The organism is Sediminibacterium sp. (assembly GCF_051861365.1).
Lineage (GTDB): Bacteria > Bacteroidota > Bacteroidia > Chitinophagales > Chitinophagaceae > Sediminibacterium.
In genome coordinates, this window is the sequence record NZ_JBHYCW010000010.1 from 40,872 (window position 1) to 57,606 (window position 16,735).

The following is a 16,735-nucleotide window of genomic DNA, read 5'->3' on the forward strand; positions in this document are numbered from 1 at the left end:
TAATATACGTTCCGTACCGTGTTAAAGTTGTTCTCAGGATATGCGACTCCAAGCATTTTTACCTTTATGTGACCTTAGGTAATTCTTTAAAAGCAAATTCTTTGCCATATCCAGCGTTGGATCTTCTTCACAGCATTGCTCAGCAGTTGTTTTGGCAAGTTCCAATAGATCTTTGTCATTAACAATGCTGGCAACTTTAAAGTTCAGTTCCCCACTTTGTCTGGTACCTTCAATATCACCCGGACCTCGTAGCTCCAAGTCTTTCTCAGCAATCTTGAAACCATCGTTGGTAGCGCACATGGTATTGATGCGTTCTTTGGCATCTTTGCTTACTTTGGACCCCGTTAATAAAATGCAAAAACTTTTTTCGCTACCTCTTCCTACCCTTCCCCTAAGCTGATGCAATTGAGATAAGCCAAACTTTTCAGCACTTTCAATCACCATTACAGTGGCATTGGGCACATTCACCCCCACTTCTATCACAGTTGTACTCACCATGATATGTGTGTCATGTTGCACAAAGCGCTGCATATTGGTCTCTTTTTCTTCTGCAGACTGTCTTCCATGCACCATACTGATACGATAGGAAGGTTCCGGGAAAAAACTTTTTACCTGTTCATATCCTTGCTTCAGGTCTTCATAACTCAACTTTTCACTCTCTTCAATCAACGGATATATAAAGTAGGCTTGTCTGCCTTTATTGATTTCTGTTCGTACAAACTCCATCACACTGGCCCTTGCCATCTCATTACGATGAACGGTGGTAATGGGTTGTCTACCGGGTGGTAATTCATCCATTACACTATAATCCAAGTCACCATAGGCCGTCATGGCCAATGTTCTGGGAATGGGCGTAGCTGTCATCACCAATACATGCGGTGGTACGGTAGCTTTCTCCCACAATCTGGCTCTTTGTGCAACTCCAAAACGGTGTTGTTCATCCACTATGACCAATCCGAGATTTTTAAACTGAACTACATCTTCAATCACAGCATGGGTACCTACCACAAAATGAATGGTATCATCCAATAACCCACTTAATATTCGCTTTCGCTCTTTTCCCTTTATACTGCCCGTTAACAATGCAATTTCAACAGGCATATTCTTAAGTAATTCCTTTAACCCATTGTAGTGTTGTTGTGCCAATATCTCTGTGGGTGCCATCATACAACTTTGGTAGCCGTTATCGGCTGCCAATAACATACTAAGGAGCGCTACGATGGTTTTACCGCTGCCTACATCCCCCTGTAATAATCGATTCATTTGATGACCTCTACCTGTATCGGTTCTAATTTCCCGAATCACTCGTTTTTGTGCACCTGTTAATTCAAACGGCAGGTGATGATTATAAAAATCATTGAATAACTCGCCTACTTTTTCAAAAACAACGCCCCTGCTGCTATGATGTCTTTGTAAACGAACCAGATTCAAACGAATTTGGGCGATAAAAAACTCTTCAAATTTTAATCGCCGCAGAGCCAATTGATAAGCTTCTTGTGATACCGGGAAATGCAGATTCGAAAAAGCCTCATACCGATTCATCAATTGCAGCTTTTTGAAAATAGTTTCCGGAATATTTTCAGGAATATCTGTGGGTTTGATTTGTGAGAAAAGCTGAAAAGTTAACTTAGCCAATTGCCTGCCATTCAAACCCCTTGCCTTGAGTTTCTCGGTTGCAGGATATACCGGTTCCAGATAATCTTTTCCATCTGCTTTGGCTAATACATAAGGCTCTATTTCGGGATGTACCATCTGGGGTCTGCCATTAAAAAATCCTGTTCGACCAAACACCAGGTATTTTTGTCCGGGCACTAAATTTTTTTGCACCCAACTAATTCCCTGAAACCAGGCTAATTCCAATACGCCTGTATCATCCCTCAAATAAGCAACCAATCTCTTTGCTCTTTTCTCCCCAACAATCTCAAATTGTTGCAGTATACCTGCTACTTGGATGAAGTCGGTTTGATAGTTGATCATATTGATTTTACTCACTTTTGTTTTATCAATATGCCGATGCGGAAAATGATGCAAAAGATCATCGAACGTGAAAATCTGCAGCTCTTTTTTCAACAAGTCGCCCCTCAACGGACCGACGCCTTTGAGGTATTCGATGGGTGAGGATAATATCGTTGAGAGATCTTTGATTTTTTGATCTTTGTCCGAAGGACCCCTTCGGGGATTTCTTGATTCGAGGGAAGATACTTCTTCCGGGACTTGCTGTTACCTTCCATTACAAATATCCTTTCTGGGAGGCATATAGAAAATTCAATCTTGGGAAAACCGAAGGTTTTCAGCCACAAGCTTCACGCTACTAGCTTCAGGTGAGATTATTTGAATACAACTAACTAAAAAAGCCTTGCGGCTTGCAGCGTGCAGCTTGTAGCTTCTCTTCCTTATCTTCGTCCCATGAATAAAGAGGTTGTTTTAAGCGGTATCCGTCCAACCGGATTTCTGCACTTGGGAAACTATTTTGGGGCGATGCGCAACTATGTGCGCATGCAGGACGAATACAATTGTTATTTTTTTGTCGCAAACTGGCATAGCCTGACCACGCATCCCGATACAAAAGAATTGAAGAATAGTGTGCATCGTGTGATCGCAGAAAACATTGCCTGTGGACTCGATCCTGAAAAAGTTGCATTGTACATTCAAAGTGATGTTCCTGAAATAGCTGAACTGTATCTCTATTTGAACATGATGGCTTATAAAGGCGAGTTGGAAAAAACCGTCACTTTCAAAGAGAAGGTCAGACTACAACCCGATAATGTTAATGCAGGTTTATTGACGTATCCGGTATTACAAGCTGCCGATATCCTGATTCATCGTGCGGTGAAAGTACCGGTTGGAAAAGACCAGGAACAACACCTTGAAATGGCTCGTAATTATGCTGAGCGTTTTAATCATAGGTATGGTGATGTACTCCCACTGCCTTATGCATTCAACTACGGCGGAGAATTGGTGAAAATTTTAAGTCTGGATGGTGTCGGCAAAATGAGTAAGAGTGAAAACCAAATGAACACACTATACCTGGCTGATGAGGATGAAAATATTCGTAAAAAAATCATGAAAGCAAAGACCGATCAAGGTCCGGCCGAACCTAATGCAGTAAAACCCGATTATATCGAAAATCTTTTTACCCTGATGAAGCTTGTAAGTACGTCTGATACTGTTCAAAAATTTGAAGACGATTTTAATCACAGTAGTGCCGGGAACTGTATCATTCGTTATGGGGATATGAAAAAACAACTGGCAGAAGATATGATCCGTTTTATCCAGCCAATCAGAACCCAAGCTGCAGATATTCAAAAAAACCAGGACTTACTGAAAAAAATCATCCAACAAGGTGCCGATAAAGCTCGAGATAGTGCCAGTAAGACACTCAGCTTGGTGAGGACGGCGGTGGGGATGGATTATTAGACCATAGTCCATGGACCATGGTCTATGGACTGTAAACTATGGACTGACTCCCCAAAATTCTCCCCTCAATTCTCTCAACTTTCGTATTTTCATTTTTATGGCGAAACCTAAGAAACCAAAACATGTAGCCGTAGCCGGAAATATCGGTGCGGGTAAAACGACGCTTACGGAGATGTTGAGTAAGCACTACCGCTGGATTCCTCAGTTTGAAGATGTTGATCACAACCCTTATCTGATGGATTTTTATGAGGATATGCCTCGCTGGAGCTTCAATCTGCAGATCTATTTTTTGAATAGCAGACTGAATCAACTATTGGATATTCATCATGGAACTGAGACTGTCATACAAGACAGAACCATTTATGAAGATGCCAACATCTTTGCTCCCAATCTGCATGAAATGGGACTGATGAGTAAACGAGACTTTGATAACTACTATCAATTCTTTCAGACTTTGAAAACCATGGTACAACCTCCGGATCTTTTGATCTATTTGAAAGCATCCGTACCTACGCTGGTAGCACAAATCCAAAAAAGAGGGAGAGAATATGAAGAGAATATTCGTTTGGATTATTTGAAACGATTGAATGAGTACTATAACAAATGGATTGATGGTTATAAAGAAGGTCAGTTGCTGGTGATCGATTGCGATAAAAATAAATTCGCAGAAAGTGAGGAGCATTTTGGAGAGATCATTAGCAAAGTAGATGGTATGCTATTTGGCTTATTTTAAAAGCTACTCTTTTTCATAAAGCCACAGATACACTTGCCCGGCAAAAGTATCTGGGGCTTTTTCTTTTGCGGGATACTGTACTTTGGTTATTAAAAATGCCACTGAAGGCACAGCAATCCACTGAATGATTCTGTGTATTTCTGTGCCTTCTCCAAAGGAGTCCGACAGACAGTGGCAATAAATAAATAACTTGGGAAGCAAAATGCGAAAGATGAAACGTCTGCTTCCTTTTTTATTCCTCATCTCTTGTCAATTAACCTCCACGAAACTTCCTGAGTTTACATTAAAAGCCACCGACACTTTTCACTTCAATAATTTCGTGGATTGCAATATGGCTGAGGCATGGATTGGTGATACACTCCGCATCTTTCCAGGTAAATATGGTGAAGACCCGGTTTGGGGTGAAGCACATGATCTGAAATTCGCTTCCGGGAAAAATGCAGATGAAGTATTTGCGAGTCCTGCATCAGCTTATATCGCACCAAGCATGCCCCTAAATGCAGCCAAAGGAACACCCGGATTACATGGTGCTGTTTGGTTTGAAACCGTCTATCAGGATACAAAAGACCAAACCGGCAAAACATTGTATGCTGTTTATCACAATGAAAATTATCCGGAAACATTACCCTATGATAGTGCAACAAATGAAGGATATATAGATCATAAATGGCCATTAGGATTAACAGAAAGAATCACCCCCGCTGCTGTTTGTAGAATTGGTATCATGAAATCTACCAATGGTGGATGGAGTTGGGAGAATAAAGGATTGTTTCTTGAAGATAAACAACCACGTATGATTCTGAAACCACACAATACTTCAAAAACTTTTGCAGGTGGCGTGGGCGATCCTTCGGCAGTAGCTGTAGGTGATCATCTTTATTTATTTTATGGTGAATATGGTTATCCGGATGCTTATGATTCGCTCAGCTATGATGCAAAACAAGAATGGGGTGGACAATGTATCAGTATTGCGAAAATCGCTTTAACGGATTTAGATCATCCACAAGGAAAAGCGAAACGTTGGGATGGTAAAGGCTTCCATGCTCCTTGGGATGGAACAGGCAAACCCATCGCATCACTTCAGATACCGATAGAAAAAGGAGGAGGTGCCGCTTCATCGCCTAAAGGCGGCTTTCACTGGGGACCTTCTGTTAGCTGGAATGAATACTTGGAATGTTGGGTGATGTTAATGGGACGTGTAGAAGGACAATCATGGGTGGGTGATAAACTCTATATCTCATTCAATCCACACAAAGACCTAGGTAAAGATGATCATTCACAACAATGGAGTACCCCACAATTATTATTACAGAAACCCGGACATGTATTGTGGTATCCCTCTTTACAACCATTGAACACGCCGGAAGATATTGCAGCCAAGCGAACCAGTATGCGACTAGGAAAAAAAGCTCGCTTATTTTTCAAGTACTCGGATTTGGGGAAGTACATGTCTGAGTATATTATTGAGTTTAAAAAATAAGTTGATGGTCCATGGCGTATGGTTTATAGTTATTATTTTATATACTATTGACCATCAATCATACGCTATGAACCATAAGCAATAACCCAACCATTGACCATGGACCATCGACCAAAACAGAAATCCCGCCACGAGGACGGGATTTCACTCAAACAGACAAAGCAATCGAAGAGACCGAGTTTAGTATCTTTATAGAGTACCCTTCAGCAGTTAAGCATTAGGGGCTGCTTGTAAAATTTCATCGCTTACGCCGGCTGCATATTTAGAGAAATTATTGATGAATTGTTGTGCCAGATCTTTAGCCTTTGCATCATAGGCATTCGTATCAGCCCAGGTATTACGTGGGTTCAACATTTCTGAAGGCACGTTCGGACAAGTAACTGGCATCATCATACCAAATACCGGGTGTGCTTCAAATTGCACATGATCTAAATCACCATTCAGAGCTGCTGTAATCATAGCCCTGGTATAGCTGAGTTTCATTCTGCTACCAACACCATAAGATCCACCACTCCATCCGGTATTGATCATCCATACATTCACTTCATGTTCTCTCATTTTGTTACCCAACATCTCAGCATATTTACCGGGATGTAAAGGCAAGAAAGGTGCGCCAAAACATGCACTGAAAGTAGACTTAGGCTCGGTAACACCTGCTTCCGTTCCTGCAACTTTGGCTGTGTATCCACTGATAAATTGATACATTGCCTGTCCGGGCGTTAGTTTACTGATTGGAGGTAAAACACCATAGGCATCACAAGTCAGGAAGAAAATATTTTTTGGTAAGCCTCCAATGCTGGGTTCAGCAGCATTGCTGATAAAATGAAGCGGATAACTTACACGTGTATTTTCAGTAATCTTTTTACTCGCAAAATCAATTTTATTGCTGCCATTTTCAAAACCTACATTCTCCACCAATGCACCCGGACGAATAGCATGATAAATCTCCGGTTCTTTTTCTTCACTTAAGTCAATGGTCTTTGCATAACAACCGCCTTCAAAATTGAAAACGCTGTTGGCAGTCCAACCATGTTCATCATCACCAATCAGTTTGCGATTAGGATCTGCACTTAAGGTTGTTTTTCCGGTTCCGCTCAAACCAAAGAAAATAGCCACATCACCATCCTTACCCATATTGGCACTGCAATGCATGCTCAATACATTTTTCTGTTGGGGTAATACATAATTCAAGATGGTAAAAATGCCTTTCTTCATTTCACCGGTATAACCAGTGCCACCAATTAGGATGGTTTTGTGTGTAAATGAAACAACCGCAAAATTATGCTGACGTGTTCCATCCACCGCAGGATCAGCTTTGAAGCCAGGTGCCTGAATGATGTGCCATTCAGGTTGGAAATTGTCCAGTTCCTGTTCTGTTGGACGAAGGAACATGTTATAAGCAAATAAATTACTCCATGGATTTTCATTGATCACACGGATATTCATGCGATAAGCCGGATCAGCACAAGCATAAGCATCACGAACCCATAGTTCTTCTTTACCATTGAGGTATTGCATCATTTTTTCTTTCAACTGAAAAAAGTATCGCTCTTCAATGGCAATGTTGAAATTATTCCAATGAACAGTGTTTTCAGTGATACTGTCCTTCACAATGAATTTGTCCTGAGGAGAACGACCGGTAAACTCTCCGGTATTGATACAAAGAGCGCCTGTGTCATTCAGCGTTCCTTGGTTTCTCAATACGGCTTGCTCAGTCAATACTTCCGGACTTAATTGATAATGAAGCTGATGGGTACCGGTTAAACCTAATGCTGTGATTTGTTGCAGATTCAATTGGGTCATAGATTCAGTCATATACGAACAATCGTTAGTTAGTTGGGCAAAATTAACCGTTTAATCATTTCACCAATTCTTTTATGTAATATCTACACGTTATAGTTTATCAATCGTTTGCGGAAATCATTGTAGGATATTCAAAAAATCCAACAGACTCAGGTGAATTTTATGCTCTGATCATGAAAAAATTGAAGTTTTTATAAAAAATTCAGCGTAAAAGCGCAGATTCCTGCACACTTGTGCCTGACAGGAATTATTTTTACCAAAATTATTCAGATATGGGGGTTATAGCCGGAAAGGGATTGATTACAACTGCACATGTAGAAAAATTCAAATCTATTGTTGGGGACGCCTATGTGTTAGTAGATGAAGAAAATTTGAATCATTATGGGCACGATGAAACAGAAAGACTCTTGTTCCTACCGGAAGTGGTATTAAAACCTAGAACGGCCGAAGAAATTGCTGCCATCATGTCGATCTGTAACCAAGACCGTATTCCTGTAACTCCTAGAGGTGCAGGTACAGGTTTAAGTGGTGGTGCTTTGCCACATTTGGGTGGAGTACTATTATCGACAGAAAGAATGAACAGTATTCTATCGATCGATGAAAGAAATCTACAAGTCATCACTGAACCGGGTGTGATTACAGAAGTATTACAAAATGCTGTAAAAGAAAAGGGGTTATTCTACCCTCCCGATCCGAGTAGCAGAGGCAGTTGTTTTATCGGTGGAAATATCGCAGAAAACAGTGGCGGACCGAAAGCTGTAAAATATGGTGTAGTAAAAGACTATGTATTGAATCTTGAAGTGGTTTTACCCAACGGAGAAATCATTTGGACAGGAGCGAATGTTTTAAAAAATTCAACAGGTTATAATCTAACCCAGTTAATGGTAGGTAGTGAAGGCACGTTGGGAATTGTCACCAAAATTGTGTTGAAACTAATTCCTTTCCCAAAATATGATCTGCTGATGTTGGTACCATTCGCTTCTTTGGAAAAAGCAAGTGAAGCCGTAAGTGCTATATTCCGTGCGGGTTTTGTACCAAGTGCATTGGAATTGGTAGAGATAGATGCATTGAAGATTGTAAGTCAAATGGTAGATAGTACCGCTGTTCCTGTTGATGATTCTATTGCAGCACATCTCATCATTGAAGTAGATGGCAACAATATGGATGTATTGATGAGTGAGATGGAATCCATTGCAGAACTCTTGACGCAATTTGATGCAGGAGAAATATTCTTTGCAGATGACGCACAACAAAAAGCAGAACTCTGGAAACTACGTCGCCGTGTGGCAGAAGCGGTGAAAACCAGTGGTTATACCATTGAAGAAGACACGGTAGTACCTCGTGCTGAATTACCCGCACTAATCAAAGGAGTCAAAGAATTGGGTAAACAATATGGTTTCCATGCTGTTTGTTATGGACATGCCGGTGATGGTAATCTGCATATCAGAATCAATCACCCTACCATTAAGAATAGTCATGGTAACGAAGAAATGACGCAAGCATTAAGGGCGTTATTCGAATTGGTACAAAAATTAGGCGGAACCATTAGTGGTGAACATGGTATTGGTTTGATCCAGAAACCGTATCTATCTACTGTTTTCCGTGATGCCAATATGTATTTGATGAGAGAAATCAAAAAAGCATTTGATCCTAACAATATTTTAAATGCCGGAAAGATTTTTGACCTGAACTAGTAACGTATTTTTGATGAAACACCTGCAACTATGAAAAACAGTATACTGTTAACCTCTCTTTGTTTGTTGCTTTGCTTGTCTTCTATGGCACAAAACAATGAGGCAGATGAAAAGAAAGGAAAGTTTAAAAGAGAAAATACTTTTTTGGGTGCCGCCGTCAATCTTTCTTTGGGTAATCGCTTTTTTAATGTAGGTGTCAACCCGGAAATTGGATACAGTTTCAATAACTGGTTAGATGCTGGAGTAGCACTGAACGTGAATTATTTTTCACAAAATGCTTCTGATTTCAGCAATACACGTTTTCGGAATTTTAATTATGGGGCGGGTACTTTTCTGCGTATCTGGCCGGTGAATTTTTTACATGTCCAAGTACAACCGGAATATAACTGGATTAACTCCTCACAAAAGAATGTGATATCGGGACAAACATTTAAATACAACTATAGCGCAGAAAGTTTATTGGTAGGTATTGGTTATGGTTCCAGAATGGTTGGCTCTCAATATTCTTATGTAACATTGATGATTGATGTGTTACAAAATATCAATTCCCCTTATCGTGATCAGTTCAATGATCCATTACCGGTTTTCAGAGCAGGATTTGGTATGTATCTCAATCGAAAGAAGTAAGTGCTTCATCAACACTGTCGGCCACAATCAAACGTTTCCGCCAGTCTTCATATAGAAAACCTTCTGCGGTCATTTTTTCAATATGATCAATCAATGACTCATAATATCCTGCTGAATTCAGCAGGATAATTTTTTTATTGTGGATATTCAATGTATTCCAGGTAAGCATTTCAAACAATTCATCCAATGTACCGTTACCACCGGGCAATACAATCGCAGCATCGCATAATTCATACATCATTTTTTTTCGAATATGCATATCCTTCACCACATGTAATTCTGTAATACCCTCATGTTGATGTTCCCATTCCAATAACACTTCCGGTATCACACCAATGGCCTTTCCGCCATGTTCCATCACTGCATTGGCAATAGCACCCATCAATCCTTTATTACCACCGCCATAGATCAGTGTTACTTTCTTTTCAGCCATTAACCTGCCCAATCTCGAGGCATCTGCCACGAAAAGAGGGTTATTCCCATTTTTTGAACCGCAAAAAACTGCAACATGCTTTACCTGCATTGATTTGAATTTACGTCGCAATGTAAGCATGAATATGTTTGCAGAATATTAGAGGATGTATTTTATTTATGAATTTTAAAAACTAAAACCTGCAATAAAACGCAAACAACCCCTATCTTTATCGGGAACGATCGTATTAACGCCATAAACCCTTTGGATATGTCTCCACTCCTGTTGTTCTCCTTTGTGATCATTTACTTTTTAATCTTATTGGTAGTTGCCTGGTATACCGGAAGAAACAGTAACAACGATTCTTTCTTTATCGGTAACAGAAATAGTAACTGGATGCTGGTGGCATTTGGTATGATCGGCACTTCATTGAGTGGTGTCACTTTTGTAAGTGTGCCGGGAGCTGTTGCCAAAGAATCATTTGCGTACATGCAAATTACATTGGGATACCTGATTGGTTATATGGTAATTGCATTTGTATTATTACCTCTGTATTATAAATTGAACCTCACTTCCATCTACAACTATCTAAGCTCTCGCTTGGGAGTGAACTCCTATAAAACGGGCTCATCCTTTTTTATCTTATCCCGAACACTGGGTGCCACTGCACGTCTTTATTTGGTGGTGCGTATTTTACAAGATGCAATCCTGGAAAGTTTTCATGTGCCTTTCTGGGCAACCACACTCATCATTCTGGCGATGATCTTATTGTATACGTATGAAGGAGGTGTAAAAACAATCGTATGGACCGATACATTACAGACTTCCTGTATGTTAATTGGACTAGTGATTTGCGTGGTGTATATTTTGAGTCAGCTGGATATGGGTATCTCTGAAAGCTTTGCTGCCATGGGTGATAAAGGATATTCCAAAATATTCTTTACTGAACCTGAAAGCCGTTTCTTTTTCCTGAAACAAATTCTTGCAGGTGCTTTTGTAACCATCACCATGACAGGAATGGATCAGGAGATGATGCAAAAAAACATTTCTGTGAAGACTTTGAAAGACTCACAAAAGAATGTAGTGACTTTAGGATTTATCATGTTGGCGGTAATCGGTTTGTTCTTATTCCTAGGTGGACTCTTACACTTGTATGCCGATGCACAAGGAATAGCTGCAACAGGCGATAAACTCTTCCCTACGATTGCACTCAACCATATGCCAAGTTTGGTATCTGTGATATTCATCATCGCCCTGATCTCCGCATTATTCCCGAGTGCCGATGGGGCCATTACAGCATTGACCTCATCATTTTGTATTGATATCATTGGTTTACAAAGAAGAGATGACTGGACAGACGCACAAAAGAAAAAAATCAGACAAAGAGTACACCTCGTATTTGCCGGAATATTCTTGTTATTTGTAATGGTGTATAAATGGATCGATAGCAGCAGTATGATCGGTGTTATATTGAAAGTGGCTGCTTATACTTATGGACCATTATTAGGTCTTTTTACTTTTGGTATTTTATTGAAACGTTCAGTAAATGATACACTGGTTCCCATCGTTTGTATTGCCTCGCCATTGATCTGTCTGATGTTGGATAAATTCCAAAAACAAATATTCGGCTCCTTCGAAATTGGATTGGAACTCCTGATTATCAATGGAGCTATTACTTTCTCAGGATTGATGCTGATTTCGAAGAAAAAAAATTTACACAATTAGCTTTTCTGAACTACGACAAATTCACATACTATTTTTTTACTTGTAAATTGATGATATAGACAACTGAATCTCTAATTCGTCAGGAATATCTGATACTTCTATTGTTGATAAGATCGTTTCTGTTATTTCACTAATAACAATAATTCGATTAGCCTGATTATTCACTGCTTTTTCAAAGATATTTCTTGCCAATCGTGCATTTCCAAAAGATTCATCTTTATGTTTGGAGAGAATATTAAATATTCCAAATATTTTTTCTTTAGCAGTGTCTGTTACATGAAAACTAGCATCTTGGCACAGCTTAAGAAAAATATTTTTTAACTCTTCAGGAGAATAATCTTCAAAAAAAAGATATTTATTAAATCTCGATTTTAATCCAGGATTTGCTGAAAGAAACGCCTTCATTTTTTCAGTATAACCCGCTACAATAACAATAAGATTATTTCTATTATCTTCCATTAGTTTCAATAAAGTATCAATTGCTTCTGCTCCAAAATCACCACTATCACTTTTCAAAGTATAAGCTTCATCAATAAATAAAACCCCTCCTAATGCCCTATTAACAACTTCATGAACTTTTAAAGCAGTTTGACCTACATAACCTGCTACTAAACCAGCTCTATCTGTTTCCACTAAATGTCCTTTATTTATGACATTCAACTCTTTGTAAATTTCTGCTAAAAGTCTTGCTATCATAGTTTTCCCTGTTCCGGGATTTCCATAAAAAACTAGATGTTTTGTAGTAGGCGTAACCGACAACCCTTTAGCTTCCCTTAATTGTTGAACTTTGAGAAAGTTAATCATTTCAAGAACATCTCTCTTCACATTATTTAATCCGATTAAGTTATCTAGCTCAGCCATTAATTCATCAAAAGAACGAGGGCTTGTTTCTTCATTTTTTGGGGAACCAAACGAAATACTTGAAACTTCAACTGTATCATTTTCTAATGGATATAATAAACTTTTTAATTTTTCAAGCGCTTCAACTTCAGCTTCATTCACAGTCCCGTCAGCTTTTACAAAGGCATTAGCAAATCGGAAATACATAGTTCTTGCACTTTGTCCAAAGTCAGTTCCGTAAGCATTATCGTAGATATCCAAATATTCTACTGCAATTGGCACCTTAATCTCTCCAAACAAATGACGATTTTCTTCAAAATTATCTTTGTAAATATGTAAAAGCTTTTCTGATGGTAAAGCTGCGACGTTAGAATCTTCTACATCGAATATATTTTTTATATCACGAAAAAAGTCAACTTCATCTATAGAAAAATGATTGTCAATATTTGATAATGCCATAGAAAGAGTATAAAAACCTACCCAAATGATATGTTTCCCGTCAGGCATATCATCATTGGTTTCCCATGTTGACCATTGCACAGTTTCTATTGGTGAAACAAACTGTTCAAAAGTATCTTTAATATACCTTTTTAAAGCTGATGATTGTGAATGAAAACTCATTATAGATTTTTTTTAGAGTTGTAATCTGAAATAAAAACTCATTTCTTCAATTCTTCTATTTTTATTCTCGCGTCATTAAAAGCATTTTCAATGACTTCACCGTCTTTAATAAAAATCGTTGCGTCAGATCCATACTTTTCAAGTCTTAAATACCAGCTAACCTTATTTTTACTTACATAATAGCCAACTTGAAATCCATCAAGCGTAGAAAATTTATTTTCTAAATAGTCTGGGTTAAGTAAAACATCTTTATCAACTTCACTTTTTAAAGCTTTTAAAGCATTAATAATATCAATTAAATCGGTATAGTCGATAGATGCAGTACTGCTACTATATTTTCCTTGACTTTCGATTTGATAAAAAAATTTTATCTCAGTACCACTTATAATCTTTCTTATTCTTGTTTCAGCTACCGAACCATAAGACAATTTTAAGTCAGGTAATTTATAATCAATAAACTTAACTATTACACCAGTTTTAGATGCCAATACATCCATTTTAGTTTCAGTCTTTTGTGAATCCTTTTTCACATCCTGAGAAAAGGAGGTATATAAGAAACTACATGATATCAAAGCAAAAGCTATTTTAAGCAACATCTTTCATATTTTATTTATGAATATTTTATTATCTATATGCAATATAGATAACTATTGGAATATATATAAAATATTTATAAATCATTTCAAATCAATAAATTATCTTCATGATTAGACAAGTAATTATATGAGATTTAAAAAATCGCAAAAGACACTATTATCATTGGATATAATTTGCCGCAATTCAAGTAATCAATATGTAGAGAAAATAATTTTTCATACACATTGATAAATCGTAAATCATAGTCAGTTTCACAAATAATTTTAAAATTTTTTATTACCTACTCACTAAAACCATGGACTATGAACCATTAGCCATGAACCACCACCTATCCCTATCTTTGCCCCATGTCTACCCCCCTGATCGTTTCCCCTGAGGCAGAAGCCTATGCACAGCTATTTACCTCGGCTGATGATGCGTTGTTGACCGAGATTGAGGAGTATACAAAAGCCCATCACCCCCATGCCCATATGCTGAGTGGACAGGTTCAGGGAAAATTCCTTGCTTTCCTAAGTACTATTCTACGTCCAAAATACGTTTTAGAAATAGGAACTTTTACCGGATACAGTGCGCTTTGTCTGGTAGAAGGTCTACAGAACGATGGAGAACTTCATACCATCGAATGCAGGGAGGAAGATGCCCAAATAGCCCGGAACTATTTTAGCAAAAGCTACAGAAAGGATCAAATACATTTGCACATCGGAAATGCGGGGGAAATCATTCCTACGCTGAATCATCCATGGGATCTGGTTTTCATTGATGCGGATAAGACGGGGTATATAGGCTACTATGAACAATTGATTCCACGTATAGCCGAAAATGGTATCATTCTTGCAGACAATGTGCTGTTTCACGGACAGGTATTGGAAGACCCTATTAGTGGAAAGAATGCCAAAGCCATACATGCATTCAATGAACATGTGAAACAAGACCCTAGAACTGAACAGGTTTTACTCACCATCAGAGACGGATTACTGATGGTAAAAAAGAAAACGACATGAAAAAAATCTTCTTATTGATCACACTACTCAACGCTGCACTGATAACTTCAGTTGCACAGAGTAACAGTGTGAAAGAAAGAACAGAAGCTTATATCAATAGCTATAAAGACCTTGCCATTCAGGAAATGATACGCACAGGCGTACCTGCTTCCATCAAGTTGGCGCAAGGTATTCTGGAATCACAGTTTGGAGAAAGCACACTGGCAAAAAATGCCAATAATCATTTCGGTATAAAATGTAAAACTGAATGGACCGGAGATAAAATATTCCAGGATGATGATGCAAAAGGAGAATGTTTCCGTGTATATAAATCACCGGAAGAATCTTACCGCGATCATTCTGATTTTTTAAAGACACGTCCACACTATTCTTTCCTCTTTAAATTAGAACTAACCGATATTACAGGTTGGGCATACGGATTAAAAAGAGCAGGTTATGCCACGAATAAAACCTATCCTGAAAAATTATTACGCGTCATTGAAGACTATCATTTGAATCAATATACGATTCAGGGCATTGCTATGATGGAAAATAAAACTGCTCCCATTACAGTATCAGTACAAAATACAACGGCCCCCCATGTAACTACAGAGCAAGTATCTGTACCTGCCATCAAAAATGAAGCTGCCATTAAAAATGATACCCAAAAAACAGCTGTAGTAAAAGAGGAAACAGATGCCCCGCAAACAGAGCTTCAAACAGCTAATACAAGTGTTAAAAAAATAAAACCAACAGAAGAGACAGATAAAAAAACAAGCACTGTTGCTGAAGAAAAGAAAATAGTTGCTTATCCGGAAGGCGTATTTACCATCAATCATACAAAAGCTGTACATGCTAAAGAGGGCACTTCTTTGTTAGCATTGGCACATCAATATGATATTAGCTTAAGCAAACTTTTTGAGTTCAATGAATTATCTGAGATCGACATACTCGATATCGATCGGGTACTCTTCATTGAGAAAAAACAAAAAAGAGGTGCTTCTGATTTTCATGAAGTAACCGCGGGTGAAAACTTACATGATGTTTGTCAGAAAGAAGGTATTAGAATGGAGAGTTTATTAGAGTATAATAAGTTAAAGAAAGACAGTCAGCTTTCTGCCGGACAAAAATTATTTTTACGCTCCCCTACTGAGATCAATAAAGGAACAAAAAAGAAATCTACAAAATAATAGATCCATGCAGGTAATCAAAGTTCATGACAAAGAATTCATTCCCTATTTACCGGAAACATTGATCCATAAAAAGATCAAAGAACTGGCAGCTCAATTAGATAAAGATTATCAGGGTAAAAAACCTTTGTTCATTTCTATCTTGAATGGATCGTTCATGTTTTCTGCTGATTTGTTCAAAGAGTTATCGATTGAAGCTGAAATTTGCTTTATTAAATTGGCTTCATACAAGGGTACCAAATCTACCGGACATGTTATTACTGCCATTGGATTAGATACAGAGATCAATAACCGACATGTTGTAATATTGGAAGACATTATTGATACCGGTAAAACACTCAGTGAATTTCTGCCGCAACTTGTCAATCAACAACCACTCTCTTTAAAAGTGGCGGTACTACTACATAAGCCCGATGCCATGAAGTATCCGGTACAGATTGATTATTGCTGTTTTACCATCCCCAACCGTTTTGTACTTGGCTACGGACTGGATTATGATGGTTTGGGTAGGAATATTCGAGAAATCTATCAGCTCAAAGACGAAGCATAACAAGGCTTTAACGCCTTATACATACAGAGTAGCAGCATTTTTACGTTAACTTGTTATGTAAACCCC

13 protein-coding genes and 1 pseudogene are annotated in these 16,735 nt (G+C 38.4%); 9 read left to right on the plus strand and 5 right to left on the minus strand.

Going from position 1 to position 16,735, the window contains the following annotated elements; genetic code table 11:
• Window positions 1–33: 33 nt before the first annotated feature.
• Window positions 34–2,151 (minus strand): annotated as a pseudogene (gene recG / locus ACTIEV_RS06355) (ATP-dependent DNA helicase RecG); the annotation flags it as partial.
• Window positions 2,152–2,406: 255 nt separating this feature from the next.
• Between recG and trpS the strand changes: the two are divergent.
• The 3 genes from trpS to ACTIEV_RS06370 all read left to right on the plus strand — a co-directional run bounded on the left by trpS (window position 2,407) and on the right by ACTIEV_RS06370 (window position 5,630).
• Window positions 2,407–3,417, plus strand: coding sequence for a tryptophan--tRNA ligase (gene trpS, locus ACTIEV_RS06360; RefSeq protein WP_439516251.1), 1,011 nt, complete (start codon window positions 2,407–2,409; stop codon window positions 3,415–3,417).
• Window positions 3,418–3,427: 10 nt separating this feature from the next.
• The gene (locus tag ACTIEV_RS06365) at window positions 3,428–4,150 is read left to right on the plus strand and encodes a deoxynucleoside kinase (protein ID WP_439516252.1); all 723 of its coding nucleotides are present in this window, start codon (window positions 3,428–3,430) and stop codon (window positions 4,148–4,150) included.
• 211 nt (window positions 4,151–4,361) lie between these two features.
• Window positions 4,362–5,630, plus strand: coding sequence for a hypothetical protein (locus tag ACTIEV_RS06370; protein ID WP_439516253.1), 1,269 nt, complete (start codon window positions 4,362–4,364; stop codon window positions 5,628–5,630).
• Between the two features lie 210 nt (window positions 5,631–5,840).
• On the opposite strand, the gene pckA is transcribed toward ACTIEV_RS06370, so the two are convergent.
• Entirely contained in the window at window positions 5,841–7,445 is a 1,605-nt protein-coding gene (pckA, locus tag ACTIEV_RS06375; protein ID WP_439516254.1) for a phosphoenolpyruvate carboxykinase (ATP), read from the minus strand.
• A 260-nt stretch (window positions 7,446–7,705) separates the two neighbouring features.
• Here pckA and ACTIEV_RS06380 point away from each other — a divergent pair, with 260 nt between their 5' ends.
• Both ACTIEV_RS06380 and ACTIEV_RS06385 read left to right on the plus strand, forming a co-directional pair.
• Window positions 7,706–9,127, plus strand: coding sequence for an FAD-binding oxidoreductase (locus tag ACTIEV_RS06380; protein ID WP_322194677.1), 1,422 nt, complete (start codon window positions 7,706–7,708; stop codon window positions 9,125–9,127).
• Between the two features lie 30 nt (window positions 9,128–9,157).
• A complete protein-coding gene (locus ACTIEV_RS06385) occupies window positions 9,158–9,754 on the plus strand; it encodes a hypothetical protein (RefSeq protein ID WP_178888026.1) in 597 nt (198 codons plus the stop codon).
• Here the strand turns inward: ACTIEV_RS06385 and ACTIEV_RS06390 are convergent.
• A complete protein-coding gene (locus tag ACTIEV_RS06390; protein WP_322194753.1) occupies window positions 9,738–10,277 on the minus strand; it encodes a TIGR00730 family Rossman fold protein in 540 nt (179 codons plus the stop codon). The genes ACTIEV_RS06385 and ACTIEV_RS06390 overlap by 17 nt on opposite strands.
• Before the next feature lie 159 nt (window positions 10,278–10,436).
• On the opposite strand from ACTIEV_RS06390, the gene ACTIEV_RS06395 reads away from it, so the two are divergent.
• Entirely contained in the window at window positions 10,437–11,891 is a 1,455-nt protein-coding gene (locus tag ACTIEV_RS06395) for a sodium:solute symporter (protein WP_439516255.1), read from the plus strand.
• Between the two features lie 36 nt (window positions 11,892–11,927).
• Here ACTIEV_RS06395 and ACTIEV_RS06400 read toward each other — a convergent pair whose 3' ends face one another.
• Both ACTIEV_RS06400 and ACTIEV_RS06405 read right to left on the minus strand, forming a co-directional pair.
• Window positions 11,928–13,352 carry an AAA family ATPase gene (locus tag ACTIEV_RS06400; protein ID WP_322194674.1) on the minus strand — a complete coding sequence of 475 codons (1,425 nt, stop codon included), beginning with the start codon at window positions 13,350–13,352 and terminating at the stop codon, window positions 11,928–11,930.
• Between the two features lie 38 nt (window positions 13,353–13,390).
• Window positions 13,391–13,948, minus strand: coding sequence for a hypothetical protein (locus ACTIEV_RS06405; protein ID WP_322194671.1), 558 nt, complete (start codon window positions 13,946–13,948; stop codon window positions 13,391–13,393).
• A 348-nt stretch (window positions 13,949–14,296) separates the two neighbouring features.
• Between ACTIEV_RS06405 and ACTIEV_RS06410 the strand changes: the two genes are divergently transcribed.
• Genes ACTIEV_RS06410 through hpt form a run of 3 tightly spaced genes read left to right on the plus strand, consistent with a single transcriptional unit; the run spans window position 14,297 to window position 16,669 of the window.
• On the plus strand, window positions 14,297–14,950 hold the full coding sequence (locus ACTIEV_RS06410) for an O-methyltransferase (protein ID WP_322194669.1): 654 nt from the start codon (window positions 14,297–14,299) through the stop codon (window positions 14,948–14,950).
• The gene (locus tag ACTIEV_RS06415) at window positions 14,947–16,119 is read left to right on the plus strand and encodes a glucosaminidase domain-containing protein (protein WP_322194667.1); all 1,173 of its coding nucleotides are present in this window, start codon (window positions 14,947–14,949) and stop codon (window positions 16,117–16,119) included. Before ACTIEV_RS06410 ends, ACTIEV_RS06415 begins: the two co-directional genes overlap by 4 nt.
• Before the next feature lie 7 nt (window positions 16,120–16,126).
• Entirely contained in the window at window positions 16,127–16,669 is a 543-nt protein-coding gene (gene hpt / locus ACTIEV_RS06420) for a hypoxanthine phosphoribosyltransferase (protein WP_322194664.1), read from the plus strand.
• Window positions 16,670–16,735 lie beyond the last annotated feature (66 nt).

Bases quoted from the DNA above. Each gene is read 5' to 3' on its own strand.
- ACTIEV_RS06410 (WP_322194669.1), top strand. From the start codon at position 14,297: ATGTCTACCCCCCTGATCGTTTCCCCTGAGGCAGAAGCCTATGCACAG.
- trpS (WP_439516251.1), top strand. From the start codon at position 2,407: ATGAATAAAGAGGTTGTTTTAAGCGGTATCCGTCCAACCGGATTTCTG.
- ACTIEV_RS06400 (WP_322194674.1), bottom strand. From the start codon at position 13,352: ATGAGTTTTCATTCACAATCATCAGCTTTAAAAAGGTATATTAAAGAT.
- ACTIEV_RS06390 (WP_322194753.1), bottom strand. From the start codon at position 10,277: ATGCAGGTAAAGCATGTTGCAGTTTTTTGCGGTTCAAAAAATGGGAAT.
- ACTIEV_RS06405 (WP_322194671.1), bottom strand. From the start codon at position 13,948: ATGTTGCTTAAAATAGCTTTTGCTTTGATATCATGTAGTTTCTTATAT.
- ACTIEV_RS06415 (WP_322194667.1), top strand. From the start codon at position 14,947: ATGAAAAAAATCTTCTTATTGATCACACTACTCAACGCTGCACTGATA.
- pckA (WP_439516254.1), bottom strand. From the start codon at position 7,445: ATGACTGAATCTATGACCCAATTGAATCTGCAACAAATCACAGCATTA.
- ACTIEV_RS06380 (WP_322194677.1), top strand. From the start codon at position 7,706: ATGGGGGTTATAGCCGGAAAGGGATTGATTACAACTGCACATGTAGAA.
- ACTIEV_RS06365 (WP_439516252.1), top strand. From the start codon at position 3,428: ATGGACCATGGTCTATGGACTGTAAACTATGGACTGACTCCCCAAAAT.
- ACTIEV_RS06370 (WP_439516253.1), top strand. From the start codon at position 4,362: ATGAAACGTCTGCTTCCTTTTTTATTCCTCATCTCTTGTCAATTAACC.
- hpt (WP_322194664.1), top strand. From the start codon at position 16,127: ATGCAGGTAATCAAAGTTCATGACAAAGAATTCATTCCCTATTTACCG.
- ACTIEV_RS06385 (WP_178888026.1), top strand. From the start codon at position 9,158: ATGAAAAACAGTATACTGTTAACCTCTCTTTGTTTGTTGCTTTGCTTG.
- ACTIEV_RS06395 (WP_439516255.1), top strand. From the start codon at position 10,437: ATGTCTCCACTCCTGTTGTTCTCCTTTGTGATCATTTACTTTTTAATC.